General features: G+C 42.4%; 29 protein-coding genes and 1 tRNA gene. 11 read left to right on the top strand and 19 right to left on the bottom strand.

Going from position 1 to position 23,814, the window contains the following annotated elements; translation table 11 throughout:
* Positions 1-63 precede the first annotated feature (63 nt).
* On the bottom strand, positions 64-2,610 hold the full coding sequence (locus Q0093_RS06840; RefSeq protein WP_294179479.1) for a DUF5686 and carboxypeptidase-like regulatory domain-containing protein: 2,547 nt from the start codon (positions 2,608-2,610) through the stop codon (positions 64-66).
* Between the two features lie 172 nt (positions 2,611-2,782).
* On the opposite strand from Q0093_RS06840, the gene Q0093_RS06835 reads away from it, so the two are divergent.
* The 8 genes from Q0093_RS06835 to Q0093_RS06800 all read left to right on the top strand — a co-directional run bounded on the left by Q0093_RS06835 (position 2,783) and on the right by Q0093_RS06800 (position 7,706).
* The gene (locus tag Q0093_RS06835) at positions 2,783-3,262 is read left to right on the top strand and encodes a CYTH domain-containing protein (protein ID WP_294179481.1); all 480 of its coding nucleotides are present in this window, start codon (positions 2,783-2,785) and stop codon (positions 3,260-3,262) included.
* Between the two features lie 267 nt (positions 3,263-3,529).
* Positions 3,530-3,614, top strand: a tRNA-Ser gene (locus Q0093_RS06830).
* 275 nt (positions 3,615-3,889) lie between these two features.
* Positions 3,890-5,128 (top strand): site-specific integrase, encoded by a 1,239-nt coding sequence (locus Q0093_RS06825; RefSeq protein WP_297929212.1) that lies wholly within the window; start codon positions 3,890-3,892, stop codon positions 5,126-5,128.
* A 72-nt stretch (positions 5,129-5,200) separates the two neighbouring features.
* Positions 5,201-5,707: an ORF6N domain-containing protein gene (locus tag Q0093_RS06820; protein ID WP_007653424.1), complete on the top strand. Its 507-nt coding sequence runs from the start codon at positions 5,201-5,203 to the stop codon at positions 5,705-5,707.
* A gap of 258 nt (positions 5,708-5,965) precedes the next feature.
* Entirely contained in the window at positions 5,966-6,418 is a 453-nt protein-coding gene (locus tag Q0093_RS06815) for a RadC family protein (RefSeq protein ID WP_117981696.1), read from the top strand.
* 297 nt (positions 6,419-6,715) lie between these two features.
* Positions 6,716-7,249 carry an antirestriction protein ArdA gene (locus tag Q0093_RS06810; RefSeq protein WP_297929208.1) on the top strand — a complete coding sequence of 178 codons (534 nt, stop codon included), beginning with the start codon at positions 6,716-6,718 and terminating at the stop codon, positions 7,247-7,249.
* A gap of 43 nt (positions 7,250-7,292) precedes the next feature.
* Complete coding sequence (locus tag Q0093_RS06805; RefSeq protein WP_297929206.1) at positions 7,293-7,505, top strand: hypothetical protein; 213 nt, start codon at positions 7,293-7,295, stop codon at positions 7,503-7,505.
* A 24-nt stretch (positions 7,506-7,529) separates the two neighbouring features.
* On the top strand, positions 7,530-7,706 hold the full coding sequence (locus Q0093_RS06800; RefSeq protein WP_297929204.1) for a DUF3873 family protein: 177 nt from the start codon (positions 7,530-7,532) through the stop codon (positions 7,704-7,706).
* A gap of 136 nt (positions 7,707-7,842) precedes the next feature.
* On the opposite strand, the gene Q0093_RS06795 is transcribed toward Q0093_RS06800, so the two are convergent.
* From Q0093_RS06795 to Q0093_RS06710, 18 genes are all read right to left on the bottom strand, one after another.
* Positions 7,843-8,886, bottom strand: coding sequence for a PIN domain-containing protein (locus Q0093_RS06795; protein WP_297929202.1), 1,044 nt, complete (start codon positions 8,884-8,886; stop codon positions 7,843-7,845).
* A complete protein-coding gene (locus tag Q0093_RS06790; protein ID WP_297929200.1) occupies positions 8,883-9,758 on the bottom strand; it encodes a 30S ribosomal protein THX in 876 nt (291 codons plus the stop codon). Before Q0093_RS06790 ends, Q0093_RS06795 begins: the two co-directional genes overlap by 4 nt.
* An 87-nt stretch (positions 9,759-9,845) precedes the next feature.
* Entirely contained in the window at positions 9,846-10,286 is a 441-nt protein-coding gene (locus Q0093_RS06785; RefSeq protein WP_297929198.1) for a DUF3872 domain-containing protein, read from the bottom strand.
* A gap of 21 nt (positions 10,287-10,307) precedes the next feature.
* A complete protein-coding gene (locus Q0093_RS06780) occupies positions 10,308-10,886 on the bottom strand; it encodes a conjugal transfer protein TraO (RefSeq protein ID WP_297929196.1) in 579 nt (192 codons plus the stop codon).
* Between the two features lie 2 nt (positions 10,887-10,888).
* The gene (traN, locus tag Q0093_RS06775) at positions 10,889-11,797 is read right to left on the bottom strand and encodes a conjugative transposon protein TraN (protein WP_297929194.1); all 909 of its coding nucleotides are present in this window, start codon (positions 11,795-11,797) and stop codon (positions 10,889-10,891) included.
* A 32-nt stretch (positions 11,798-11,829) separates the two neighbouring features.
* The gene (gene traM / locus Q0093_RS06770; protein WP_297929192.1) at positions 11,830-13,197 is read right to left on the bottom strand and encodes a conjugative transposon protein TraM; all 1,368 of its coding nucleotides are present in this window, start codon (positions 13,195-13,197) and stop codon (positions 11,830-11,832) included.
* On the bottom strand, positions 13,172-13,477 hold the full coding sequence (locus Q0093_RS06765; RefSeq protein ID WP_022470971.1) for a TraL conjugative transposon family protein: 306 nt from the start codon (positions 13,475-13,477) through the stop codon (positions 13,172-13,174). Before Q0093_RS06765 ends, traM begins: the two co-directional genes overlap by 26 nt.
* Positions 13,478-13,480: 3 nt before the next feature.
* Entirely contained in the window at positions 13,481-14,104 is a 624-nt protein-coding gene (traK, locus tag Q0093_RS06760) for a conjugative transposon protein TraK (RefSeq protein WP_297929188.1), read from the bottom strand.
* Positions 14,105-14,116: 12 nt separating this feature from the next.
* Positions 14,117-15,142, bottom strand: coding sequence for a conjugative transposon protein TraJ (gene traJ, locus Q0093_RS06755; RefSeq protein WP_297929186.1), 1,026 nt, complete (start codon positions 15,140-15,142; stop codon positions 14,117-14,119).
* 19 nt (positions 15,143-15,161) lie between these two features.
* Positions 15,162-15,791 carry a DUF4141 domain-containing protein gene (locus Q0093_RS06750; protein ID WP_297929184.1) on the bottom strand — a complete coding sequence of 210 codons (630 nt, stop codon included), beginning with the start codon at positions 15,789-15,791 and terminating at the stop codon, positions 15,162-15,164.
* A 4-nt stretch (positions 15,792-15,795) separates the two neighbouring features.
* A complete protein-coding gene (locus tag Q0093_RS06745; RefSeq protein WP_028897896.1) occupies positions 15,796-16,152 on the bottom strand; it encodes a DUF3876 domain-containing protein in 357 nt (118 codons plus the stop codon).
* A gap of 28 nt (positions 16,153-16,180) precedes the next feature.
* Positions 16,181-18,685, bottom strand: a complete 2,505-nt coding sequence (locus Q0093_RS06740; protein WP_297929180.1) for a TraG family conjugative transposon ATPase — start codon at positions 18,683-18,685, stop codon at positions 16,181-16,183.
* Complete coding sequence (locus Q0093_RS06735; RefSeq protein WP_297929178.1) at positions 18,682-19,008, bottom strand: DUF4133 domain-containing protein; 327 nt, start codon at positions 19,006-19,008, stop codon at positions 18,682-18,684. Before Q0093_RS06735 ends, Q0093_RS06740 begins: the two co-directional genes overlap by 4 nt.
* An 11-nt stretch (positions 19,009-19,019) precedes the next feature.
* A complete protein-coding gene (locus Q0093_RS06730) occupies positions 19,020-19,316 on the bottom strand; it encodes a DUF4134 domain-containing protein (protein WP_297929302.1) in 297 nt (98 codons plus the stop codon).
* Positions 19,317-19,480: 164 nt separating this feature from the next.
* A complete protein-coding gene (locus tag Q0093_RS06725; RefSeq protein ID WP_297929300.1) occupies positions 19,481-20,185 on the bottom strand; it encodes a hypothetical protein in 705 nt (234 codons plus the stop codon).
* A gap of 1 nt (position 20,186) precedes the next feature.
* Complete coding sequence (locus tag Q0093_RS06720; RefSeq protein ID WP_297929176.1) at positions 20,187-20,657, bottom strand: DUF3408 domain-containing protein; 471 nt, start codon at positions 20,655-20,657, stop codon at positions 20,187-20,189.
* A gap of 4 nt (positions 20,658-20,661) precedes the next feature.
* Positions 20,662-21,423: a ParA family protein gene (locus Q0093_RS06715; RefSeq protein ID WP_297929174.1), complete on the bottom strand. Its 762-nt coding sequence runs from the start codon at positions 21,421-21,423 to the stop codon at positions 20,662-20,664.
* Positions 21,420-21,773, bottom strand: coding sequence for a hypothetical protein (locus Q0093_RS06710; protein ID WP_191033173.1), 354 nt, complete (start codon positions 21,771-21,773; stop codon positions 21,420-21,422). The genes Q0093_RS06715 and Q0093_RS06710 overlap by 4 nt, the downstream gene beginning before the upstream one ends.
* A gap of 69 nt (positions 21,774-21,842) precedes the next feature.
* Between Q0093_RS06710 and Q0093_RS06705 the strand changes: the two genes are divergently transcribed.
* The 3 genes from Q0093_RS06705 to mobB are packed head-to-tail and all read left to right on the top strand — an operon-like array spanning position 21,843 to position 23,797.
* Entirely contained in the window at positions 21,843-22,112 is a 270-nt protein-coding gene (locus tag Q0093_RS06705; RefSeq protein ID WP_297929172.1) for a hypothetical protein, read from the top strand.
* A gap of 18 nt (positions 22,113-22,130) precedes the next feature.
* Entirely contained in the window at positions 22,131-22,568 is a 438-nt protein-coding gene (gene mobA / locus Q0093_RS06700; RefSeq protein WP_225549082.1) for a conjugal transfer protein MobA, read from the top strand.
* Positions 22,553-23,797 (top strand): conjugal transfer protein MobB, encoded by a 1,245-nt coding sequence (gene mobB, locus Q0093_RS06695; protein ID WP_297929168.1) that lies wholly within the window; start codon positions 22,553-22,555, stop codon positions 23,795-23,797. The genes mobA and mobB overlap by 16 nt, the downstream gene beginning before the upstream one ends.
* Positions 23,798-23,814 lie beyond the last annotated feature (17 nt).

Raw genomic sequence — 23,814 nt, 5'->3', positions numbered from 1 at the left:
TCAAGTAGAAGTCGGACTAAAAAATGCGTATGCTCCATTGTGTATAATGGGCATACGTATTTTTTAAAACGAGAAATGCATGGCAATGCGCACTCCCGAACGATCTATTCCGGGATGATTACGATAAGTCAAACGCCAGACATATTCGACCCGCAATATCGTAAATATGTTGTCGAGACCAGCTCCGAACTCCATATAAGGTGTCTTCTTATCCATCATACGGGTTGTCGACGGAAAAGCCCATAAAAAATCGGAATCGGGATGTAATGCCGGATTGTTTTTATCGGATAAATGTCCGAACATGCCTTTAAAAGAAATCACTTCCCTAAGTTTCATATACTTAACCAACGGAATACGATTGAATAATATACCGTTAGCAAAATAGGTCAAATCCCATGACGCATACGAATCATTTATGAATTCCATCGGATTCATCAACGAATAAGAGCCTTGTTGGATTAAATAGGAAAGATTGGCATTCGGTATGATCAACATGGGATAAGGAACTTTATTCCAAACTTTTCCGGCCTGAAGCATAACATTCAAATGACCGAAAGCTGAAAACCAAAATGCTTTTCTTACACTGAAATCGGTGCGATTATAATTATACTTGCTGTCAAAGACACCTTTCAATCCCACGACATGAGATAATGTAAATACCGGTGCATCTTTTGTAATCGGATAACGTTGACCTTTCGTCTGATAAAATTTTTCATTCGGAGCATAACGCAATTTTATTTCAGCTTCAGCTTCGGAATATCTTTTAAATTCATTTCCTGCTAACGGTTTGAACGGTACCCATTTCGTTGCCTCTTCTGTCTTATAGCGCAAATCCAAACCGTATGAAAATCCGAACTTATGTTCACGCAAATATCCTAACTCGGTATTCCGCAAATAGGTAGAGCGAACATCTTCCATACGTTTTAATGCAAGAAATACATTGTCTTTGTTGGTATATAAATAATGTTGCCCAAGCTGATTAATGTCATAGCTATGCATCAACCGGATAGAATGTACAGGAAATTCTCCCGGATGATATTTCTTCTTATTGAAAGAATACTGCAACTCGGCCTTATATTTGAATTTCTTATCTCGAGTTCCGTATGCGAGGTAACCGTTACCAAACCAATGCGGATTCAAATTCGCCGTAGTCAGTCCCCCTACTCTCAAACGTGCACCTTCCACAGAATTACCGCTGATCGTCGTATTCATCGGTCCGAAGTCGAATTTGCTTTCTTTCGAAGTTTCGATATATCCCGAAATCAGAATAGATATAACCTTTTCCGTCCAATAAAATACCGGCACTTCCCGTAAACGAACCAGCAACTTATCGACTGCATTTTCTTTCGACTTTACTGCCACATGCCGATTATCAATCCAAAAAGCTTCGGGCTTTACCTCTGCCATTTCATCCACAATCACGTGTCCCTCCTTACTAAAGATAGACATATCGGCAGGAGGTGAAAAATCATGTTTTGTGTAAGTGGACAAACGCCGGGCATACAGCCCTTGCGTACCGGGCAATATTCTAAATTCTACAACAGCATCGTCTTTCGTCTTGATGCGAGTACCATCCGGCAATCGCTTAAAATCCTGAGAAATGACAAGGTTCTCCACATAATTTAAATTAATGGCTTTAGGAACTGTAAGCTTTGCCTTTTTAACAAAATAGGTTGAATCTAAAGTAACATACAAGTGCCCGACAAATCCCGTAGATTCGGAATTAAAAGGAGCAAAAGCCAAATCGACACATCTTTCTCCCTCAACTTGTATAGTATCCATCAGATAATAACGATAGAAAGCCGGACCGATATTTGACAAAGGGCTAACAAAGCGTGTCAACAACATAGTTACATCATTGCCGAAAATATCTACCTCTTTGAACACCTCATCATAGAACTGTTGTAGACTTTCCTGGTTGAACATCTCGTCTATACCCGCTCTTTTTATCCCTGTCACTTGTTGTTTATGACTGGTAGGACTCTTTCGATAGTGGTTTTCTGCTATTTTTTCTTTGATCGAAACTGTCAGTATCGGTTTTCCTGAAACTTCGGAAGTATCTACATAATCAAAAATAAACTGGAATTTCTTAAACAACCACTTCTTCTTTTGCTCCTCAGAAAAGTCATTCAAGGCCAACGTCAGTTTATCATACTGTTCATAATTATAATAATCGTGATTTTCCGGAGAATTTTGATCACGCCGTTCTATAATATTTTTAACAAAATCGACAGCGGGATTTCCTTTTCTTTTATAACGATCTCTTTTAGGTCGCACTATCACTTCTTTCACATCATAAGTCGAGGGTAGCAGTCGGACTTCCAAATTATGAGTTCCTCCACGTTTTACCGATATTTCTTTTCCCTGATAACCTAAAGAGGTAAAAATAATTTTAGAAAACGCAGAAGAAGTTTTTATAGAAAAACGCCCTTCATCATCCGTAGTTACTCCGACCTGAGGACCTTTCAAAAAAACCGAAACATAAGGTAACGGCTCATTTGTAACCGAATCGGTAACAATTCCGGTTATTATAGTGGACTGCGCAACAGCTTTATATGGAAACAAAAAACAGATACAGAAAAGGGAGATTATATATATTTTTTTACTCATGTCTCTCGATTACTATCCGAGGCGCAAATTTAGATAAAATATTAACGTTGAATATTGCATTAAAGATTTCGCCCACAATGTTTAACAAAGTTTAAATTCAAAAATCAAACGTTTAGAACATTTTGCCTTACAAGTATTTTATATTTACAAAAAGATTTTATCCAATAGAAAAATGGGAAAAGAAATTGAACGAAAATTCCTTGTACATGGGATCAAATATCGTGAATACAGCTCTAAAATTTGCTATAAACAAGGTTATTTATCAGTCGATAAAGAGCGTACTGTCCGCATTCGTATTGCCGGGGATAAAGGCTTTATAACTATAAAAGGAAAAACTACAGGATGTTCTCGACAAGAATATGAATATGAAATTCCGGTCATAGAAGCGGAAGAAATATTGAACAATTTATGTTTAAAACCAATTATCGAAAAATATCGATATATATATATCGGTACAGACAAGATAATCTGGGAAATAGATGAATTTATGGGTGAAAACGCCGGATTGACAGTGGCCGAAATTGAACTTCCCACAGAAGATTTTCCCTTTATAAAACCTGATTGGATCGGACAAGAAGTAACTGATGACGCCCGTTTTTATAATTCAAATCTTATCCACAATCCTTTTAAACAATGGAAGAATAATAAATAAGACATTTCTCATCTTTAGAACCTATCTAAATTTTACTCGGCTCAGATTTGAACATTCATTTCGAAAATGTTCTTCTGTCTTTATAAGGATAATAGTGGGCTATCTGACAAGTGAAAACGGAAAAACAGACCGGAAGAAAGCTAAAAATGACCTAATGATATTTTTTATCGAAAAATGCAGCCTGACTCTTAATAAATTCATCAAAGAATATTTGCGAATACAGAATTAATCACTACTTTTGCATCGCCTTTGAAGGACAAAGGTATTGGAGAGGTGGCAGAGTGGTCGATCGCGGCGGTCTTGAAAACCGTTGTACTGCAAGGTACCGGGGGTTCGAATCCCTCCCTCTCCGCTGAACTAACCGGACAAAACCGGACAATGAACAGCCAAGTCCCACAAATTCAACGATTTGTGGGACTTTTTTTATCCCCTTATGTCTGCCCTACCGGACATCATTTAGCCCTTAAAAGACAAAGTTAGTAACCTAACTCGTACCCCCGACAACAGAAAGCGCAAAAGGGGTACACTTAGTCTGAAATTGGCGAACTTCTGTCGCTATTTGGCGAGCCTGTATAAACTTCACTTTGAGCTAATTAACGTAGTTTTGTAACCCCAAAAAGTGAGTTTATGAAGAGTACATTTTCCGTTCTTTTCTTTGTGAAAAAGGACAAGCAAAAAATCAATGGCAGTTACCCTATTTTCGTCCGTATCACGATTGACGGTGTGGCAAGTCGTTTTAATTCCAAACTTGATGTTCAACCCAAAGTTTGGGACGGTAAGGCAGGTAAAGCCGCCGGACGTTCTGCGGAAGCTACCCGCATCAACAGATTGCTGGATGATATAAACGCATCCCTGAACACCATTTATCATGAACTGCAACGGCGTGACAATTATGTTACCGCCGAAAAGGTGAAGAATGAATTTTTAGGGCATAGCGAAAACCACGATACCATCCTTAACCTTTTCCAAAAGCACAATGACGATGTGAAACAGTTGGTCGGCATATCCAAAACGATTGCCACTTATCGCAAATATGAAGTGACCCGCCGCCATCTTGCTGAGTTCATCCAAAGCAAATATAACCTGTCGGATATTTCTATAAAGGAAATAACCCCGATGTTCATTACTGACTTCGAGTTATATTTGCGTACCACCTGTAAATGCGGCTTTAATACGACCGCCAAGTTTATGCAGTTTTTTAAACGCATTATCCTGATAGCCCGTAATAACGGCATCTTGATAGGCGACCCATTCGCCAGTTATAAAATACGTTTGGAAAAAGTGGATAGAGGTTATTTGTCAGAAGATGAAATAAAGATAATCCTCAAAAAGAAGATGGTTTCTGAACGGTTGGAACAGGTGCGTGATGTTTTTATCTTTTCCTGTTTCAGTGGTTTGGCTTATGTAGATGTTGCAAACTTAAAGGAAGATAATATCCGTAAGTCCTTTGACGGTAATTTATGGATAATTACGAAACGCCAAAAAACAAATACAGATGTGAATGTTCCTTTGCTGGATATTCCTAAAATGATATTGGAAAAGTACAAAGGTAAATTGCCAGACGGAAAGGTACTTCCTATTATCAGCAATCAAAAACTTAATGCGTATTTGAAAGAAATAGCGGACGTATGCGGAATTAAAAAGAACTTGACATTTCACCTAGCAAGACATACATTTGCCACCACTACCACGCTTGCAAAGGGTATCCCTATTGAAACAGTTAGTAAGATGTTGGGACACACCAATATAGAAACGACACAGATATACGCCCGCATTACCAATAACAAGATAAGTAACGATATGCAGGGACTTGACAAGAAATTTGTCGGTATTGAAAAAATCTACAAAGAAGTATCTATGAAATAGGTATATAGGAGAACTTATCACAATTTGTGATAAGTTCCTTTTTTCAATTACTCACCATTAAATAATAACATTATGGACTTACAAATCATTCAAAACAAAATCTTTGAGGTCAGAGGTTGCCGGGTCATGCTCGATTTTCATTTGGCAGAACTTTATCAGGTTGAAACAAGAGCTTTGAAGCAGGCAGTTAAAAGAAACTTATCCCGTTTTCCCAGTGACTTTGCTTTCCAGCTAACAAAGGATGAATGGCAGGAACTTATCACAAACTGTGATAAGTTCCCTGAAAATATCCGGCACACACCGACCCCGCCTCTCGCATTTTTGGAGCAAGGTGTCGCCATGCTTAGTAGTGTCTTACGCAGTCAGACTGCTATAGACGTGAATATTTCCATCATGCGTGCTTTCGTCCTCATGCGGCAAATGTCAATCGGTTACGAGGAACTTCTTAAACGCATCGAAGAACTGGAACAGAGTACGGATGCACAATTCAGCGAGGTGTACCAAGCATTGACCCAGTTATTAAGCAAACCCGAACCGAAGCCACGCAAACCGATAGGATATAGAACCTATGACGAATAACGGTTTAAGGTATTCGGTTGTCTAAGGGGTGTCACCAGTGATACCCCTTTTTCAGTTCCCTAAAGTAATGTATCTCAATCACAAATTTTAGCAAAGTTACAGCCCGGCGGGGACAAATACCAAATCCGAGCCGTTCTGGTTTTCTAAAAAATCTCCACACCTGCGGGTCGTATTTTTTGAAAAGATTAGGTTGAAGTCCCCGCCAAACTGTGGGTGTCCGGCAAAATTTCTTATTGTTTAATTTAAAATTCAAGTGTTATGAAAACAACAGAATTTACCATGCCGGAAATCACTATCTCTTATAAAGATAATGTAAAAGCATCCGAAAGAATGAAAATACTTTCTTCTCAAACTTCTTATTCTTACTTAAAACCTTTCTATTCCGAATGTATGGAACACCACGAAGAAAGTTATGTAATGTTCCTCAATCGGGCAAATAAGGCTTTAGGCGTTTCCCTTATCTCTAAAGGCGGCATGGCTGAAACTGTAATGGACGTGAAAATCATCCTGCAAACAGCCTTAAAAGTCCATGCTTCGGGCATAATCCTCTCACATAACCACCCATCGGGCAATCTACGTCCGAGCGAACCGGACAAGCAAATCACCTCAAAAATAAAAGAAGCCTGCAAGGTCTTGGATTTACACCTGTTAGACCATATCATCCTGACAGAAGAAAGCTATTACAGTTTCACAGACGAGGGGCTTTTATAAGCCCTTTTTTACTCTCTCATTACCCAATACAAAAAGCCTGATGGCTTTTACTTCTATCCTCTCAAACAAGAGAAAAATTCTCCCTAAAACTGATTGGAACATTGTCAAAGGTATATCCGTGCCTGTTACTGTTCAAATTATTTTTTAGAAATCTCCACACCTACGGGTAGTATTTCATAAATAATAATTTGCCCTGTACCATTCCCGAACCTTTGAAAAGACAATGTTCCCATTCAGTTAAAGGAAAAATTTATGTGGTGGGCGACAAGCGATGTAAACAATTAAGATTCAAAAGTCATGGAAGCGGTAACATTATCAGAAGCAAGAGTTTATGTAGGTACTTACAACAAGTATAACAGTGGTTCACTTTTCGGCAAGTGGTTAGACCTTTCCGATTATTCGGACAAGGACGGATTTATGGAAGCGTGCCGGGAACTGCACAAGGACGACCAAGACCCGGAATTTATGTTTCAGGATTACGAGAATATCCCGGAAGCCCTGATTTCCGGAAGTTGGCTTTCTGAAAACTTCTTTGAGCTTCGGGATGCCATCGAGAAACTAAGCGAAACCGAACAGGAAGCGTTTTTCGTATGGTGCGACCACCACAACAGCGATATAAGCGAAGAAGATGCGGACGACCTTATTTCTTCTTTTGAGAACGAATATCAGGGAGAATATAAAGACGAGGAAGATTACGCCTATGAAATCGTAGAGGAATGTTACGACCTGCCGGAGTTCGCAAAGACCTACTTTGATTATTCGGCTTTTGCCCGTGACCTGTTTATAACTGATTACTGGATGGATAACGGCTTTGTTTTCCGTTGCGCCTGATTATTAACCGGGTGGAGCAATCCACCCACAACACACCAAGACAATGAAAGTATATTATAAGATAACGACTTTTTTACGATGGTTTATACTTGCTTTTATCATCTATCAGGTAGCCACCAGCATCGCCGGAATGTGGATAGCCCTAATTATAGGCTTTTTTATTATCCGGTTCGTTCTCCGGCTGTTTATCTCTGCCGTTTATCTGCTTTGTATGGCGCTTATTTTCATTGTGCTGCTTTCACTTCTGATTATCTGATAACTCATTATAAATTATAACGATATGGAAACTTTAAACAGAAACGGGGTAAGTATTACCCAAACACCGGGAGAAGAAAAGTATTTGCAATGCTGTTTAGGAGCGTTTTGGGGACAAATTTATTATCAGTATGATTATCATTGTTTTAATGGCTATCTGTTTTCAATATTAGCTAAAACACTTGAAGAGTGTCATAGGTAGCAGGATGAATAGCTGAAAGTTCAAAAGTAAAAAAGTAAATCCGGCAGGAGAAATCCAACTGGACTACTTTCTTTCGAGAGCCTTTGCGAGAAAGAAAGTAGCAAAGAAATCGTTTCTTAAACTTCAGATTATTTAATTAATTATATTCGTCAATTGTTAACTCTATTGGCTTTTCGTTATTTACTGATTTTATTTCTAATTCAAAAAATGATTCTTCTTCTAAATCATATTCAATTGACAACAAAACGTCCACAGATACATTAAAGTCATGATTAGATGTTACTTCTTCAAGAAAATAATATGCTTTATCCTCATTGTCCCAATATGCGTTCTCATAATCTGGATATGTAACATCTGCATTCATATCAATATATATACTGACAATAACTTCAGCAGACATATTATCAATATACGTAATTCCTTCATTTAAAAATTCTAACTTTCTTAGAACGAAAGTTGTTATTTCTGAATCAATATAATCAGTGTTTTCAAAATATACATTTTGGATAATATATTTTTGAAGTTGCTTTAATATCTCATCTTTGTGTATACTAATTAAATGAGAGACAAATGTTGTAGCATCATTTTTCATTTCCTTTGCTATTTCCTCAAAAATAGAATCTATATTGTTCGATATTTTAAAGTTTTGAGGTTTGTAGCTAATCCAATCATTATCATTACTTATTGCTTCAATTTCCAAGTCATTACTTTTGCAATATCTCTCTATAGAAGAAATAATGAATGCATCAGGAAATTCATTTTTCTTTTCCCCTTCTTTGAACGGAGGATTTTCACTGAAGTAATCTTCAATTATTTTAGCAAAATCTATATCTTCATAAGGGATGATTATAAACGGTATTTCAGTAAGCACTTTGTCAAAATCCAAACAGAGTCTTTTTGTTTCTTTTGTGAAATAATCCTTGCCTTTTAGTTTTCTTATAGCTTCTGATTGAGATGTATTTCCTAAAATGTAAGAATCAGAATTGTTAAAGAGCTTAGAGCAATTACTTTTAGCGACAGCCATTTTCTTTGATATCCGGCTTTTAACTTCCTTTATAATAATTTCGTTAGTATATAATTTTACATAACCGTCTTTTGCGTACTGGTATAACCTATCCAACTTACCTTTAAAGAAATTATTCTCTTCAAAGAAACTTGTATCAATAAAAAGATGTTTCATTTTTCTGTTTTTTGTTTTAATATATTCTCAAGATAACCTTTTCTACAAGCAATTACTAATGCAGCATGTTCTTTGTTATATTTTAAAATTCCAACAAAAATATTTTCATTTTTAAGAGGCGTTAAATCCTTTCTTGATGGATTAGATATTCCTGTTCTAAAGGGCTGAATCACATACGATAAAATATCGGGGTGTCCAGAGTGTTTCCATGTAAATAAATCTTTTAGATACCCCAATATGCCTAAAGTAAAATCAGACCAATCGCTTTCGTTTATATTTACATATAATTCATAATCATCAGATAATATAATTCCATATTGATGATAAAATAATCCTTTAAAATTTTTTTTATGAAAATTTTCTATAGGTATTTGACCAAATGACACACCACTTACTTTGCCTAAATCATTTATAGATAATCTTTGTTTTCCTGTTTCCTTTCTTAAAATAGATTTTACCGTTTTTTCTGCTATCTTCTGATTTTCTTCCCGTTTTGCAATTACACCTATCATATTACGAAATTCTTCATCCGTAGGACTATACTTACCGTTACATTCAGAACAGGCAGGAACAGTAATACGATTCACTTTATATTTTTCATCGTATCCTTCAAATAAGTTTCTTGCTGGAATATGTTCTTTAGTTATATGTTTTATATCAAATTCCTTACCGCAATTATAGCATATTTGTTTTGATAGATGTCCTCTTTTTGCTATGGCTATATTTGATATATTTAAATTATTTGAAGTATCATTAGATATTATATCTTTTATTGGCATAGATTTTATTTTGCATGTGTAGTGTCTTCTACTTACCCCATATGTTCCTCTCCGAATTTTTCCTCTTCGAGTTTTATTATCTCCTTTTCCCATATTATAGATGTTTTCACAAAGTTAATCATAAAAAAACACCCGACAATATTTTGAAGGGTGTTTCTCAACACATTCATTCAAAAAGGTTTATTCTTCTTTACTGTTATCATTGTTGAATGAAAATCTTAATTGCTGTAACTGCCCGAAGCTATCCTGAAAATACACATCTACCGTCTGTTGGTCGGTTGATGCAGAGGTATAGTAAAGCCGGAATGTTTCGCCCGGAAGAGGGTACAGGTCATTCGGCAGTAGAACCGTCCCATCGGACATTTTCAGCGTTCCCGCCCCGTCCGGCTGGAAATAGCGGATGAAATACTTTGTTTCCTCATACCGCCCGTCCCGGTGAAGCTGACACCTGATTTCGGCGGTTTCACCCACCTTTAATTTCTTCGGTACAGGCATCGTTTCAATACTGAACGGGTAAAACTGCTGTATATCCACATCGTCATTACACGCACCCACAAATAAGATGGCGGCCATTATATAGCAGCCCATTAAAATACGGCTTAAAATCTTTCTCATATACATTATATATAATAGGTTAGTTTATCACATTATTATCTTTAGACCGATACCGAACTGTGTATGGAACTTTCCGACTGAAGAACCGAACAGACATCTTTCCCGTGCGTTAATCAGGAACACCACCCGGTCAGTAATATAACTCTCCAGTTCCAGCGTCAGCGCACCGCCATAGACAAAACCGTCCTTATCGGTCAGGGTAGAGCCATCGGGCAGCAGCTTGTCACCCCAATTACTTGTTTCGTACCCGGCAAGGGCTGACAATCCCAGCGAAAGGAAAAAGGTTTTCTTTCGGTCTGAAAGGAAGTTCAGGTAGTAACCGCCCTCACCTGTAAACTGGCTGACTGGTATCTGTAAATCCTTATAGGGGTAATGCTTTTCGAGGTATTCCCCGCCGATAACCCACCTGTTCCCGTTTTTGGTATAGGTGGAAAGAGCCGCCCCGAAGTAATAGGCAAAATCACCTTTACTGTTCCAGTGAACACCGTCCGCCATGCCGCCTGTGACCTGCAAACCTTTCATTCCCGGCAGACATCTTTGTGCGTGTGCCTGGTTAAAAGTCAGGCACAGCGCAAAAAGGAACATCATACAGAATATCCTTTTCATGTTCATTTGATTTTAAGTTCATTAATCACTTTGGCTGCCACTATATCCGAATTTTCCACCCGAATAGTCTGGTGTCTGCCCCCGTTCTTTTCCACCAGTTCGATAACCAATATTTTATCGTCAGGGATAGTGAACTGTGGAACGGTGTACACGGTGCGGACAGTACTTTTACCACCGATAACCAGTATCTCGTTATAGCTCCGCACCGGGTCAATGACCGTTTCCTGAATAACCGTTCTTTTGGCTACTTTCTTATCCACAATCTTGAAACGGATACAATCGGTATCAAACGGTACGTTTGAACTGTTCCTTGTTTGTGTGTGGAAGTAGAACAGTCCGTTATGCGAATAAATGCCCTTTACCAAGAACTGCACCCCGAAACGCTTGCATCCCAAATGTTTTATTTCCCGGTCATTGTTCTTGTAGATGGACTGCATAATCAGCTTTACCAAAAGCGGGCTTTCGTTACCCAGTTCACGGAAATAGATGTTCATCCGGGTATGGCTGAAATCTGTCGTGTCCTCATTCTCCAAGAAATCTTTCATTTCGATGTTCAGCATTTCCGGTTCGTGTGCGTATTTCGCATTGAAACTGTAAAAACTGCCATCCTCACAGATAACGGAAAAGTTCGTTTCACCGGGAAAACCCTCTGTCGTAGCTTTCACACGAACAACATTTTCCGCCCCGTCCGCTTTTCCGGCAATAATGTAGTTACTGCCTAAGTCCACGTACTTAACGGCAGACGGGAAAATGATGTGTACCGTTTTGGCGAATGTCACCTGTACGCCGTAAGGTGTCACCATTTGGCGGTAAGGTAGCTTTTTAGTGATGCCCTGATACAAATCGTTACTTTGTGCTTTCACTGAAACCACGCCCAAAACAAGAGCGAATAAAATCATTAACTTTTTCATTTGGATTGAAATTTTTATGGTTGATAAATAAATTACTGTTGTTTGGCGTAAAGCATCACCTGATAGTTCGCTTTCAGGTGTACTTTTACCGTTCTGAACTTCTTGGCAAGGTATTGCGACCCGCCCTGCATCAAGCCCCTTGTAATATCCATTGCGACCTGCTGCCCGGCACTTTGCGCAAAGGAAATACTCGTACCCAGTCCCGCACCGATATTCGCCATCGCTTCTTTTGCCGCTTCCTGTTCCAGTGACGAGGGGACGGAAAGCCCTTTCTGCCCGTCACTGTCGTAAACGGCAAGTTCCACCGGAATGATGTTACCCGCATATTCGAGCGAGGACACCAGTATTTCGAGCCGTTCACCCTGAACTTTGGCACTTCCCGATACAAGGCTGTTTTTCGGAACAATGACATTGCCCGCTTGCAACGGTTCTAACAGTCGCAGTTTGACAGTCTGCCCGTCCATAAGTGTTTGGTCGTTATGAACGCACGCCCGGATAGTGTTCTTTCCCATCGAATAGCTGCTGCCGACTGCCGTATTAAATCCGTAATTGCGTGGCTTGCCGTATTCGGCGATAAATTCGCTGTTGCTCATGGGCTGTTGCAATCCTGAAACCGTCCTGTCCGATACCGCCTTTACAGAAGCGGTACTTCCTTTTTCCTGAATGGGTGCAGATGGCGTAACCTGTGCAATCTGTCCCGGCTGTAAACTTTGCCCGTTTTGTCCGTTCATATACTTTGCCGCCAGTTCGTAGGATTTTTCCATAAGAGCCACTTGTTCATCCATGCTACCCGCTCCGCTTTCTTTCGCATCGAGCCGGGCTGTGAGTTCTTCCACCTGCCGTTTGAGTTCCTCTTTTTCCTTGTCCTCTTTCGGCGTTTCGTAGAAACTGCCTAACTGACGGTTCATGTCCCGGTAAGCCGCCGCCGAAGACTGGATAGAGGAACGGGTATTGTTCGGCGTACCCGCCCCGAAGTCTATTACATTGGTTTTCGGCTTTTCCGCCGGAGCATCATCTATCAGGGTCAAATCTTCCCCGTTCCCGTTTTCCTCTCCGAGTGAAAAGGCAAAATCCTGCAAGGAACGCATCTTGTCCGCCTGTTTGTTCTCCATCTGTTCCTGTTCGTAAGCTGTCTTTTTATCGCTGATTATCCCGTCCCCTTTGGGTTGCGGAATATCGGCGTTAAAGCCGCCCACGCTTTCCACCTTTGCTTCATCCTTTTCGGACGGTGCAAAAATCAGATACATAGACCCTAAGAATACCAGTCCCATAAGCGGATAAACCAGCATCTTCTTTCGTTGCTGTATCTGTTGCGGGGTAAGTCCCTTTTTCTCTTTTTCTTCTTTCTTCCTGTCCGTTTCCGGTGCGGGAACTTCATTCTTCACTTCTTTTTCTTCCATTGTCTGACTGATTAAAAATATTCGTACTGTCTTTACTTTGAAGTTGTAACTGCCTGATATGTTCTATCCGTATGGTTTCGCCATCCTCTTTGCCTATCCGGTAAATGGATGATACCGTAAAGTAGATGGATAACCCGCCGAAGAACAGGAGCATAAGCAGGATTACCGCCAGCCTTATTTCCGGTGTCATGCGCCCGCACAAGTGGCGAAGTTTTTCATCCGCCCAGTCCTGTACATGGGTAACAGCCTGATTCACCGGAGAGAGTATTTTCCGTATCATGGCTTACCGCTTTATGGTGTTCAAGTCCTTGTTTTCCGTTATCTCGAAACTTTCCATCATAAAACCGTGCGGGTTATTATCACTTCTTACAGCGTTCAATAACCGGCAACGGGTGACAAGGCTTCTTTCGGTCACGCTGCTTTCACGGATAATCATTTGCCGGGCATAGGTAGCCACCGCATACGGGTACACATCGAAATTGCATGAAACGCTGTCTATCCGTATCGTTTGGCTGATATTGCCCGATATGATACGGTTGTAATACCCTTTTTCCGAGAGGTCACGGTAATAGTTAAATGCGCTCTTATTGGCAAGGAACAGCGACCGTTTGATATTGCTTTCGATAGCGTTCTTATCGGGTGAGAGCGTGAAAAAGAGTTCGTGGAAACGTTTCACGTGTTCCCTTGCTTCAACCGGACGGTTTTGCGAGAGGTCTTGCGAAAGCGCAAGCATCAACGATTTGCCACCGTCCAGCACATAAATCTTCTGCCGTTGCGCTTCGACAAACGTGTAGGAGTTCCAAACGGCATAACCTGTTATCAGGGTACACATCACGACAAACACAATACCGAAAAGCCGTATCTGTTTGAAACTGGTTTCAATGTTCTTTAAACTTTTAAATTCCATCTTGATTTTTATTTATTGGTTACCTTTGATTAGTTTACCGCCGACCCTGCCGCCAGCGTTTCCAGTTGCTGCCCCGGCTACCGCACCGACACCGCTACCCGCTTTGTTAGCCGCACTGTTTATATTCCGGCTCATGTTACCCATTCCGCCCGCCTGAATAATCCAGTTCGATACGGTGGGGATGGTGAAGTAACCGACAATGCCGATTATCATAAAAATTATGTACACGCTATTGCTGCTGTCCGGTATGAAATTGGGGTCTGATAGCTCTTGAATATCCTTTTGCAGCATAAGCACCTGTATTCGGGCAAGAATGGAACTGAACAGGTCGGAAACGGGCAACCACAGGTAAACGGAAATGTACCTTGTTATCCATTGGGTCAGTATCGCCTGAAAGCCATCATACACGCTGATGGCAAAGGCTATCGGACCCAGTATGGCAAGGACAATCAAGAAAAAGGTTCGGATAGTGTCTATCACAAGGGCTGCCGCCTGAAAGAGCAGTTCCAAAAGTTCCCTGAACCAGTCCCGGACGGATTGCTTGATATTATGTGCCGCCCTATCCATATACATGCCGCCCATCGTGGCTATGTCTTTGGCAGACCACCCCAGTTCATCTATCTGCTTGTCAAACGCTTCATCCGAAACAAGATAAGCCGTTTCCGGATTGCGTACCATCGCTTCATATTCCAGCTTGTCCTTTTGTTCCCGGTAAGCGTTCATATCGAAAGTTTGCGTTTCGAGCATATTGTTACAGCCCTTGACTACTGGCGACATCACGCTGTTAATCGTACCCAGTACGAATGTGGGAAAGAACATAATACAGAAGCCAATCACAAAAGGACGGAGCAAAGGGTAAACGTCTATCGGTTCGGCACTGGCGAGCGACTGCCATACTTTGGCAGCCACATAGAACAATGCGCCCAGTCCCGCTATTCCTTTGGCTACCCCCGCCATGTTCCCGCATAACGGCATCATGTCCGTGTACAGACTTCGTAAAATCTGATGCAGGTTATCAAATTCGATTGCTAATAACATACTTGTCTGTTTTTAGAGGTTACCAGTAACGTTCATCCGCCGAGCCGTAAAGAGCCATTACCCGGTCGGTGTCCTTTTTCTTTTTCGCCCGCAGGTAGGAAACGGAAATATTCTTGCGGGTATAATAACTCACCAAGTCCCGATAGTTCCTGATGGCGTTATACGTCCGGTCGATTACGTCCATCCGTTCCTTGTCCGACATGGAAAGCCCGTTGATGTTCACCACGCTTTTCATTTCTTCCAGTACATCGGAACTTTCCTGCAACAGTTGGGTATAGCCGTAAGCAATCGCCGAAAGTTCGTCCGGTGTATAGTTTTCATCCGAAAGCATCTTCTGAAAACTGTTCACGTATATATCGGAAATCTCCCCGATAAGCAGGATGGACTTTTGTACTTTCCGGGCATCTTTGACAAGGTTATGCACTGATTTTAAGGCATCGTAATATTCTTTACCTTGTTGATAAATCTTTACCGTTTCCTGAAAATTCTTTATCATGTTCTGTGCGGTGGATGATGTCTGTACGATGTTCTTTGACGCATTGATAATCCCTTGCGCCAAATTGCCGGGGTCACTCACCACCCACTGTACACTTACCTTTCCAGCAAACAGGCTGCATACTACGAGCAGCATTATAATCTTTGTTCTCATACGCTTATTTCTTTATTGGTTGTTTACTCCGTTTGTATTCTCCGCCGGGTGAAAGCAGAATCCGGTCGTTCTCTTTGTCGTAGGTCAGCAAGACGGAAAGCCCCGTTTCGATGAACAAGTTTCCGTCCTGTTCTGAAATCTGATAGGTTTCCGTTTGGACAGTCCCCCGGTAGGTCTTTCGATAGGTCGTTACCCGGTAATGCCCATTTTCTTCAAAAAGGGTAAATGCCGGACGATTTTTTACACTTTTCCAGTCGCCACGCATCGCCCTAAGACGGTCGGCGTTTGTTTCCTTACAGGAAGAAAACCCCAGTAACAAGGTGCATAGCAGCACCGGAAACAAAAATTTTAAATGTTTCATACTGATTGATTTTTAAATTGTTGATTGATTATTTTTCAGGATTGCGCTTGCTTTCGGCAAGCCGTTTGATAGCCAGTTCGAGGTTGCCGCCCAACTTTTCAGACAAGGCGAAAAGTTCCATCTTTTCCGTTTCTTCCGTTGTGAACGTGTAATATTCTTCCAAACTCACTTCTGTGGCATATACGGCGGATTGTGTACCGCCCAAGCCTATCCAAACTTCCTTATATTTCCGGTTGGGATGGTTGGCAAGGTTGATGGAAAGCACCTGTGAACGTTCCTTGTCGGTCAGTCCCAAAAGGTTCTGTATGCTATCGAATTTATTAAGGTACTTCCGTTGGTCGAGCAGTATCTTACAATCAGAATTGTTTATAATACTCTCTTTTACAATGGGTGAGGAAATAATATCTTCGACCTCTTGGGTAACAACAATCGCTTCGCCGAAATACTTTCTAACCGTTTTGTAAAGGTATTTTATGTAATCCGCCATATTCGCCGATGCAATCGCTTTCCACGCTTCTTCTATCAATATTAATTTCCTGATACCCTTTAGTTTACGCATTTTGGAAATAAATACTTCCATGATGATAATCGTAGTAATCGGGAACAGGATTTTGTGGTCTTTGATATTATCCAACTCAAAGACAATGAAGCGTTTATGCAGTAAATCAAGCTCTTTGTCGGAGTTCAACAGGTAATCGTATTCGCCGCCTTTATAGTAAGGCTCTAATACATTCAGGAAGTTATCTATATCAAAATCCTTTTCCCGGACGTTCTTTTCTTGCAGGTGCGCCCGGTAGTCATTCCTCACATATTCATAGAACGTATTAAAGCAGGGAGTAATCGAACTGTCCTTAGTAATCAGTTCGATATAGGAACTTACAGCGTTTGACAAAGCCACTTCTTCCGCCCGTGTGGGTGCTTCATCGTCTCTTTTCCACAGGGTCAGGATAAGCGTTTTGATACTTTCTTTCTTTTCAATATCAAATACCCCATCTTCCACATAGAAAGGATTGAACGCTATCGGATTTTCGGTGGTATAGGTAAAATATATCCCATCTTCCCCGTGCGTTTTTCGGTTAATCATTTCACACAGCCCCAAGTAACTGTTTCCGGTATCGACCAACAGCACATGTGCATTTTGTTCATAATACTGGCGTACCATGTGATTGGTAAAGAATGACTTGCCGCTACCACTCGGCCCAAGTATGAACTTGTTACGATTGGTAATAATGCCCCGCTTCATGGGTAAATCTGAAATATCAATGTGCAACGGCTTTCCTGTGACCCTATCCACCATCTTGATACCAAAGGGAGAAAGTGAACTTTTGTAGTTCGTTTCTTCGGTGAACAGGCAAAGAGCCTGTTCGATGAATGTATAGAAACTTTCTTCCGCCGGAAAGTCCGCCTGGTTGCCGGGTATTCCCGCCCAAAACAGGGTCGGCGTGTCGGTGGTGTTATGGCGTGGCTTGCATTCCATAAGTGCGAGCTGTGACCCCACATCATTTTTAATGTGCTTTAATTCGTCCCGGTCGTCACTCCACGCCATGATATTGCAATGGCATCGCACGGAAATAAGCCCCTGTGAATGGGCTTCGTTCAAATATTCCTCTATCCAAGCCTTGTTTATCTGATTGGCACGGCTGTATTTGGAAAGGGAGTGCATATTGCGAGCCATCTTTTCAAACTGTTTCAAGTTCTCCGTATGGTCGTCAATGAAGATATACTGGTTATAAATATGGTTATAGGAGAGCAGCACACCCACCGGGGAAGCAAACGACAAACGGCAATCGCTCCGGTCAGTGGATAGCTTTTCATAACGGGTATCCGTGCCTACTTTTCCCGGCATATCTTCTGCATCCGAAAGGGTATGCAGGCAAAGAATATCATCGCCAATCTTCATTTCGTCAGCACCCAGTGAAATATCTTTCAGTGTGGTGGTATCGGTCTGTGAGAGTGAAAAGTATTTCTCCACGATACCCGCCGTTTTCCTTGTCCCGGTTATCTCGTCCGAAGTCAGACGGGTAAGGGTAATGAAACCGCTATCGTTCATAATGCTTTCAAACTGCCCCACCGCTTCGAGGAACTTTGTAACCGTTTCCTTATCCTTTATCTCTTTGGGGACAAGGAAGCCCCGGCAAAGAGTGGAAAAATTGCTCTGCATCCGGCTGCGTTCCTTTGTCGTTTTCGTCAGGAACAAATAGCAGGTATGGTTCAAGAACGGTCGTTCATTGAAATGGCGTTCAAAGGAACGGGAAAGGAAACTCAAATCATCCTTTTGGATGTCAGGTGCATAGTTCTCTTTGATGAACCAGTCCTGTTTGTGTACGATGCTGTAATCGGGCAGCACCTTTACCGCCTTGTTCCAAGAGGAATGTATCGCTTCGTATTCGGCTGCCGTGACGGTGAACAGTTCGGGTAGTTCCACCCGGAACGCCACTGTTATATCGGCATCTTTGGAAACGATGCACCCGTTTTCCACCGTGAACAGTGGAAACTTGTTTTCCAGCGTGGTAGCTTTCAATATATTTCTCATTTCGATGCTTGTTTTAAATGGAATAATCGGGATATGGCTTTGCGGTTGATGATATGGAAAGGGTGGCTTTTGCGTGCGGACAATTTCATTAACCCGTGTGTCCCGTACTTCTCGTTCAGCCGGAATGTGAGCCATACAAGCAGCGTTGCCGAAGTAACGCCGAAGACGATGCACACCCATTGGTTGATACCCACCATGTACATGATGATGAAAAGCACGAACAGGGTTAACAGCCCGCCCGCAAAAATGAAAAGATACTGGCTTTTCAGCCCTTTAAACTCAACTGGCTTGCCTATCCCCCTGTTAATCGGATAGTCTGCCATAATCCGTTCTTTTAGAGGAAAAATGAACGTAAGATGGTGGCAGCCACAATCAAAAAGATACACGCACCGAACCATGAAGCCGCCGTTTTACTGGTATCAGGGTCGCCCGAAGAAAACTTGCCATATACTTTCACTCCGCCAATCAAGCCGACCACCGCACCGATAGCGTAAATTAACTTTGTCGCCGGGTCGAAATAACTGGTTACCATGTTGGTAGCTTCGGTAATACCCGCCATGCCGTTACCCTGTGCAAAAGCGGAGGATGTAGCCAAAAGAACGGCTGCCGAAAAGAGAACTTTCTTTTTCATTATAAATACATTGATTTTTAAATTGCCGGACGGTTGGATAGTCCGCCCGGCGGAGTGATTAATAATTGAATTTTTGTGGTTGCGGGGAATGTTCCCCATGTTCTAAAAGGTTTGTCTTAACCGTACTCTCTTTGTTTCATTATCTTGTTATTTAAAGTTTACTATTAAAGAAAATCGTTCATCTCAAAGGCTGCCATTTCATCATTTCCGGCAGCCGGGACGGTGACGGGTACGGGTATCTCATGCTTTTGTAAAAGCTCCGCTACCCGTGACCTGCCCCCGTTAATCTGTTCCACCAGCGAATGAAAGAGGTTTGTTTCCGTCCGGCAGATGGTCTGTACCGCTTGCCGTTCTTCCGCTTCGGGTGCTTGTTTTATCTGAATGACCTGTACCATTTGCCCCAGTTCCCCCAGCGTGATACCCTGTGCCATTTCAGGCTCACCGTCCCCCATGTAACAGGCGATTTCTTCCGCTTCGATTTCATCTGGCGAAACATCCGTTTCTTCCGTTTCAAACTCCATTTCAAACTCGGTTTCAATCGCTTGTAGGGTATCGGTATTTTCATTTTCCACCTGTTTGTTATCAGGCGTTTCTTCCACCGCTTCATCGCTTTGCGGGACAAATATAGAAGCATTATCAACCCCGTTTGAAAGATGTCCTAAGATGTCCCCGTTTGTCCTCATTTGTCCCATCCGGTAACGGCTTGCACCTACGAGGCAATCACCATTTCCGGCTTTCACGGTCGGTTTGCTTTCCAGTTGTTCCGGCTGCTTTTTCCTACCCGTAAACCATGTTCCCAAGCTATCCCGGTATCGCCATAAGAGAACGGCGTAATACAGGAGCGTTCCGATAATAAACCATTTCAACATATCAGAACGGCTTTTCAAATTTGCTTTCGTACAGTTCGTTTATCTCGTCCTGAAACTGGTCGAAATGCCGGAGCAGGATATTTTCTACATAGCTGCTTACGGTTGCCTTGCGTCCGCCAATAACGGTTACTATCTTCATCAGCTTTTCATGGGTGGTACGGCTGACGTATAACGGCTGGCGGTCGGTCAAATCCACCCGCATGAAGTAGGTTTCCCGGTAGTCACCCGGAGCGTTCTTTTTCCGGCGTGCAGATTCTTTCAATGCCTTTTCTTCCTTTGGTTCTGCCTTGATTTCCGGTTTATCTGCCGTTTCCACTGCACACGTTTTATCATCCGGTTTATCCGGTGTTTCTATTTCCGTTTTCACCGTCACTGTTGGCGTTTCCTGTTTCTTCACGGGCAAGCCCTGTGAAATAATCTCTTTCATAAAATCCTCGTCAATTTGCGGTTTCCCGCCGCTTTGCTTTGCCATATCGTTACAGTTTTATAAGGTATGCGATTTCGGTTATCAGTTCTTCCATGTTGCTGCCCTTTACCAGCCGTTTGTCCGCCGGGAACAGCGTGGAACGGAACACGGTTTTACGCTGTGCGTCCAGTTCTTTCTTGAACCGCTTGGTGTCCGGGATAAATACTTTCATAAGGGGCAGTTCCAGTTCTCCGATGGTCTGCTCATACAGGGTATAGAGGTCTGTTTTTTCCCTGCCATCTACCATGTTCCAAAACAGGTGCAGCCCTTGCAGTCTGCACGCTTCATTCTTTACCAGTAGTTTATGGATAGCCACCGCAAAGGAAAGGCTGCTTTCCAACACCACCCGGTCGGCGGCTATGGGGGTAAAAATATAATCCATCCCTGAAAGGGAATGGATAACGCCCTCACTGTTCACCGTTCCGGGCAGGTCGAAAAAGACTACATCGTAGTCCATCCCGGCAGACGCAAGAAATTCATCCGCCGTTTTTATCGCTTCGTCCGGCGAACTGCACAGCACCGGGTACGCTTTCTTTCCCAGTGTCTTGAACTGGTGAAAGGCAAGCTGTTTGTAATAATCATCCCCGTTCACTTGTTCGGCATCCCGTTTGCGCATGGCACTGATACTATGTTGCGGGTAGTCGCAATCCACTACCGCCACATTATACCCTTTCAGGTAATACAGGTAACTTGCCACCAACACGGTGAACGTTGTTTTGCCGACCCCACCCTTTTGGGTGGAGAAAGCCACATACAAGGTTTCTTTCTTCATTGTAATACTGATTTATTGTGATACATCTTTATTGTTTTCCATCCGTGCAGGTTGCCGGATGGTTTGCTTTCATTCATTCGTGCCAGCAGGAAAGACGGAAATACTTTTGTCTTATTATCTTGCTTTCTTGTGTCCTTGTCTGCTTCTTTTCTTTCCATCTTTCCGCAAAGACGGACTGCTTTCTTTGCAGACCGTTTTCTTTCCCGATTGAAAGGCTGTTTTTTTTCAATCATTCCATCCGGTTTGTTTTCTTGCTCTCCTGAAAGATTGCAATCTTGAAATCTTGTTTTCAAGTTTTCAAATCCGCTTTCTTTCCGTCCGCATTTCGCTGCATATTTCAATATATCCATATTGCTTTCTTTCTTAAATCCGGGACAAATAAACACAGAAAAACAACCCCTTTTGAAAGGTTTCCTCAAATGTCCCCGTTTGTCCTCATTTGTCCTATAACCCGCTATTTCACAGTATTTTTAATACCCGTTACTTTGCAACCGAAAGGTATCGGTCAGGCTAACCAAGCCCCCGCCGCCGGGAGCGTTCCAATATCCGCTAACCCCAATCCGTCCGTAGGCGGATTTTTATTTGCACTGGCAAATAGCAAGGTGTGTTCTAAGCAGCTTACAATTCTTTCAGCAGCTTTGAACGCCTTGCCCGGACGAAGCCGGGATAGGGTCACTCCGAAGTCGTAACCCTTTAAAGAAAGAAGCATGAAACAGAAAAATGAAAATGCGCCCCGTCCGGGTGGCGCAGGACGAAAGCCCAAAGCAGACCCGGCAGTGTTCAGGTACTCTATCAGCTTCAATGCGATAGACCACGCTCGCTTTTTGGCGTTGTTCGACCAGTCCGGTATGCGCACGAAAGCGCACTTTATCACCGCCCGCATCTTCGGCGAACCGTTCAAAGTGATAAAAATCGACAAGGCGGCAGTCGAATATTATACCCGGCTAACCGCTTTGTATTCCCAGTACAGGGGTGTCGCCGTGAATTACAATCAGGTGGTAAAGGCTCTCAATACCAATTTTTCAGAGAAGAAAGCACTCGCATTTCTCTATAAACTGGAAAAGGCAACGATGGAACTTGCCGACCTGAACCGCCAAATTATTGAGCTTACCCGTGAGTTTGAAACAAGATGGTTGCAAAGATAAGCGTAGGCAGTTCCCTGTTCGGTGCGCTTTCCTACAACCAAAACAAGGTGGACGAAGAGCAGGGAAAGGTACTTTTAAGCAACCGTATGTTCGAGAGCGAGGACGGGAATTTCAGCATCCGGCGATGTATGGAATGTTTCGATATGCACCTGCCCGCCGACCTGAAAACGGAAAAACCGATTATCCATATCTCCCTGAACCCGCACCCGGACGATGTGCTTTCCGACAGCCAGCTTGCGGATATTGCCAAAGAATATATGGATAAGTTGGGGTACGGCAATCAGCCGTATATGGTTTACAAGCACTGCGATATTGCAAGGCATCACATCCATATTGTTTCCATCCGGGTAGATGATACGGGTAAAAAGATAAACGACAAGTTCGAGCATATCCGCAGCAAGCAAATCACCCGTGAACTGGAACAGAAGTACGGGCTGCATCCGGCAGAGAAGAAACAGGCAGCCGAACGTCCTGAACTCAAAAAGGTGGACTACCGGGCAGGGGACGTAAAACACCAGTTATCCAATACGGTGAAAGCCCTTGCAGGAAGTTACCGTTTCCAGAGTTTCACCGAGTACAAAGCCCTGCTATCTATATATAATGTACAAGCGGAGGAAGTGAAAGGGGAAGTGAACGGCAAACCTTATAACGGTATTGTCTATTCGGCAACCAATGACAAAGGAGAAAAGCAGGGAAACCCGTTCAAATCTTCTTCTTTGGGAAAGTCGGTAGGTTACGAAGCCATCCAACGGCACATCCAAAAATCCGCAAAGGACATTCAGGACAAGAACCTGAAAGAGCGTACCCGCCGGACGGTTGGTGCAGTGATGAAATCTGCCCGCAATCGGGAACAGTTTATTACGGACTTGAAAGGGAAAGGCATAGATGTACTGTTCCGGCAGAACGATACGGGCAGGATATACGGTGTAACATTCATCGACCATGAAAACCGTACCGTCCTGAACGGTTCATGGTTGGGAAAGGACTTTTCCGCCAATGTGTTCAACGACCTGTTTACTGGCTCCCGTACTCTTGCTACGGGAAATAGCAAAGCGGAAATGCAGGAACATATGCAAGGGAATAACCCGACCGGGCATCTTTCGGAGGGGACGGGTAAAACCGTTGCCGGACTGTTCGGCTTGTTATCCGGCGGGGATGATACACCGCCCGATAACAGCCTAGTTCCGCCACCCAAGAAGAAAAAAAAGAAGAAACAAAGACGTATTTAGTAATCCTAAAAATTTCA

This window comes from uncultured Coprobacter sp. (assembly GCF_947855755.1).
Classification (GTDB): Bacteria; Bacteroidota; Bacteroidia; order Bacteroidales; family Coprobacteraceae; genus Coprobacter.
The sequence above is the reverse complement of the archived record's forward strand: the minus strand, read 5'-3'. Positions and strand labels throughout refer to the sequence as shown.

Excerpts from the sequence above, each read along its gene's own strand:
- Q0093_RS06840 (WP_294179479.1), bottom strand. The coding sequence starts at position 2,610 with ATGAGTAAAAAAATATATATAATCTCCCTTTTCTGTATCTGTTTTTTG.
- Q0093_RS06835 (WP_294179481.1), top strand. The coding sequence starts at position 2,783 with ATGGGAAAAGAAATTGAACGAAAATTCCTTGTACATGGGATCAAATAT.
- Q0093_RS06825 (WP_297929212.1), top strand. The coding sequence starts at position 3,890 with ATGAAGAGTACATTTTCCGTTCTTTTCTTTGTGAAAAAGGACAAGCAA.
- Q0093_RS06820 (WP_007653424.1), top strand. The coding sequence starts at position 5,201 with ATGGACTTACAAATCATTCAAAACAAAATCTTTGAGGTCAGAGGTTGC.
- Q0093_RS06815 (WP_117981696.1), top strand. The coding sequence starts at position 5,966 with ATGAAAACAACAGAATTTACCATGCCGGAAATCACTATCTCTTATAAA.
- Q0093_RS06810 (WP_297929208.1), top strand. The coding sequence starts at position 6,716 with ATGGAAGCGGTAACATTATCAGAAGCAAGAGTTTATGTAGGTACTTAC.
- Q0093_RS06805 (WP_297929206.1), top strand. The coding sequence starts at position 7,293 with ATGAAAGTATATTATAAGATAACGACTTTTTTACGATGGTTTATACTT.
- Q0093_RS06800 (WP_297929204.1), top strand. The coding sequence starts at position 7,530 with ATGGAAACTTTAAACAGAAACGGGGTAAGTATTACCCAAACACCGGGA.
- Q0093_RS06795 (WP_297929202.1), bottom strand. The coding sequence starts at position 8,886 with ATGAAACATCTTTTTATTGATACAAGTTTCTTTGAAGAGAATAATTTC.
- Q0093_RS06790 (WP_297929200.1), bottom strand. The coding sequence starts at position 9,758 with ATGGGAAAAGGAGATAATAAAACTCGAAGAGGAAAAATTCGGAGAGGA.
- Q0093_RS06785 (WP_297929198.1), bottom strand. The coding sequence starts at position 10,286 with ATGTATATGAGAAAGATTTTAAGCCGTATTTTAATGGGCTGCTATATA.
- Q0093_RS06780 (WP_297929196.1), bottom strand. The coding sequence starts at position 10,886 with ATGAAAAGGATATTCTGTATGATGTTCCTTTTTGCGCTGTGCCTGACT.
- traN (WP_297929194.1), bottom strand. The coding sequence starts at position 11,797 with ATGAAAAAGTTAATGATTTTATTCGCTCTTGTTTTGGGCGTGGTTTCA.
- traM (WP_297929192.1), bottom strand. The coding sequence starts at position 13,197 with ATGGAAGAAAAAGAAGTGAAGAATGAAGTTCCCGCACCGGAAACGGAC.
- Q0093_RS06765 (WP_022470971.1), bottom strand. The coding sequence starts at position 13,477 with ATGATACGGAAAATACTCTCTCCGGTGAATCAGGCTGTTACCCATGTA.
- traK (WP_297929188.1), bottom strand. The coding sequence starts at position 14,104 with ATGGAATTTAAAAGTTTAAAGAACATTGAAACCAGTTTCAAACAGATA.
- traJ (WP_297929186.1), bottom strand. The coding sequence starts at position 15,142 with ATGTTATTAGCAATCGAATTTGATAACCTGCATCAGATTTTACGAAGT.
- Q0093_RS06750 (WP_297929184.1), bottom strand. The coding sequence starts at position 15,791 with ATGAGAACAAAGATTATAATGCTGCTCGTAGTATGCAGCCTGTTTGCT.
- Q0093_RS06745 (WP_028897896.1), bottom strand. The coding sequence starts at position 16,152 with ATGAAACATTTAAAATTTTTGTTTCCGGTGCTGCTATGCACCTTGTTA.
- Q0093_RS06740 (WP_297929180.1), bottom strand. The coding sequence starts at position 18,685 with ATGAGAAATATATTGAAAGCTACCACGCTGGAAAACAAGTTTCCACTG.
- Q0093_RS06735 (WP_297929178.1), bottom strand. The coding sequence starts at position 19,008 with ATGGCAGACTATCCGATTAACAGGGGGATAGGCAAGCCAGTTGAGTTT.
- Q0093_RS06730 (WP_297929302.1), bottom strand. The coding sequence starts at position 19,316 with ATGAAAAAGAAAGTTCTCTTTTCGGCAGCCGTTCTTTTGGCTACATCC.
- Q0093_RS06725 (WP_297929300.1), bottom strand. The coding sequence starts at position 20,185 with ATGTTGAAATGGTTTATTATCGGAACGCTCCTGTATTACGCCGTTCTC.
- Q0093_RS06720 (WP_297929176.1), bottom strand. The coding sequence starts at position 20,657 with ATGGCAAAGCAAAGCGGCGGGAAACCGCAAATTGACGAGGATTTTATG.
- Q0093_RS06715 (WP_297929174.1), bottom strand. The coding sequence starts at position 21,423 with ATGAAGAAAGAAACCTTGTATGTGGCTTTCTCCACCCAAAAGGGTGGG.
- Q0093_RS06710 (WP_191033173.1), bottom strand. The coding sequence starts at position 21,773 with ATGGATATATTGAAATATGCAGCGAAATGCGGACGGAAAGAAAGCGGA.
- Q0093_RS06705 (WP_297929172.1), top strand. The coding sequence starts at position 21,843 with ATGTCCCCGTTTGTCCTCATTTGTCCTATAACCCGCTATTTCACAGTA.
- mobA (WP_225549082.1), top strand. The coding sequence starts at position 22,131 with ATGAAACAGAAAAATGAAAATGCGCCCCGTCCGGGTGGCGCAGGACGA.
- mobB (WP_297929168.1), top strand. The coding sequence starts at position 22,553 with ATGGTTGCAAAGATAAGCGTAGGCAGTTCCCTGTTCGGTGCGCTTTCC.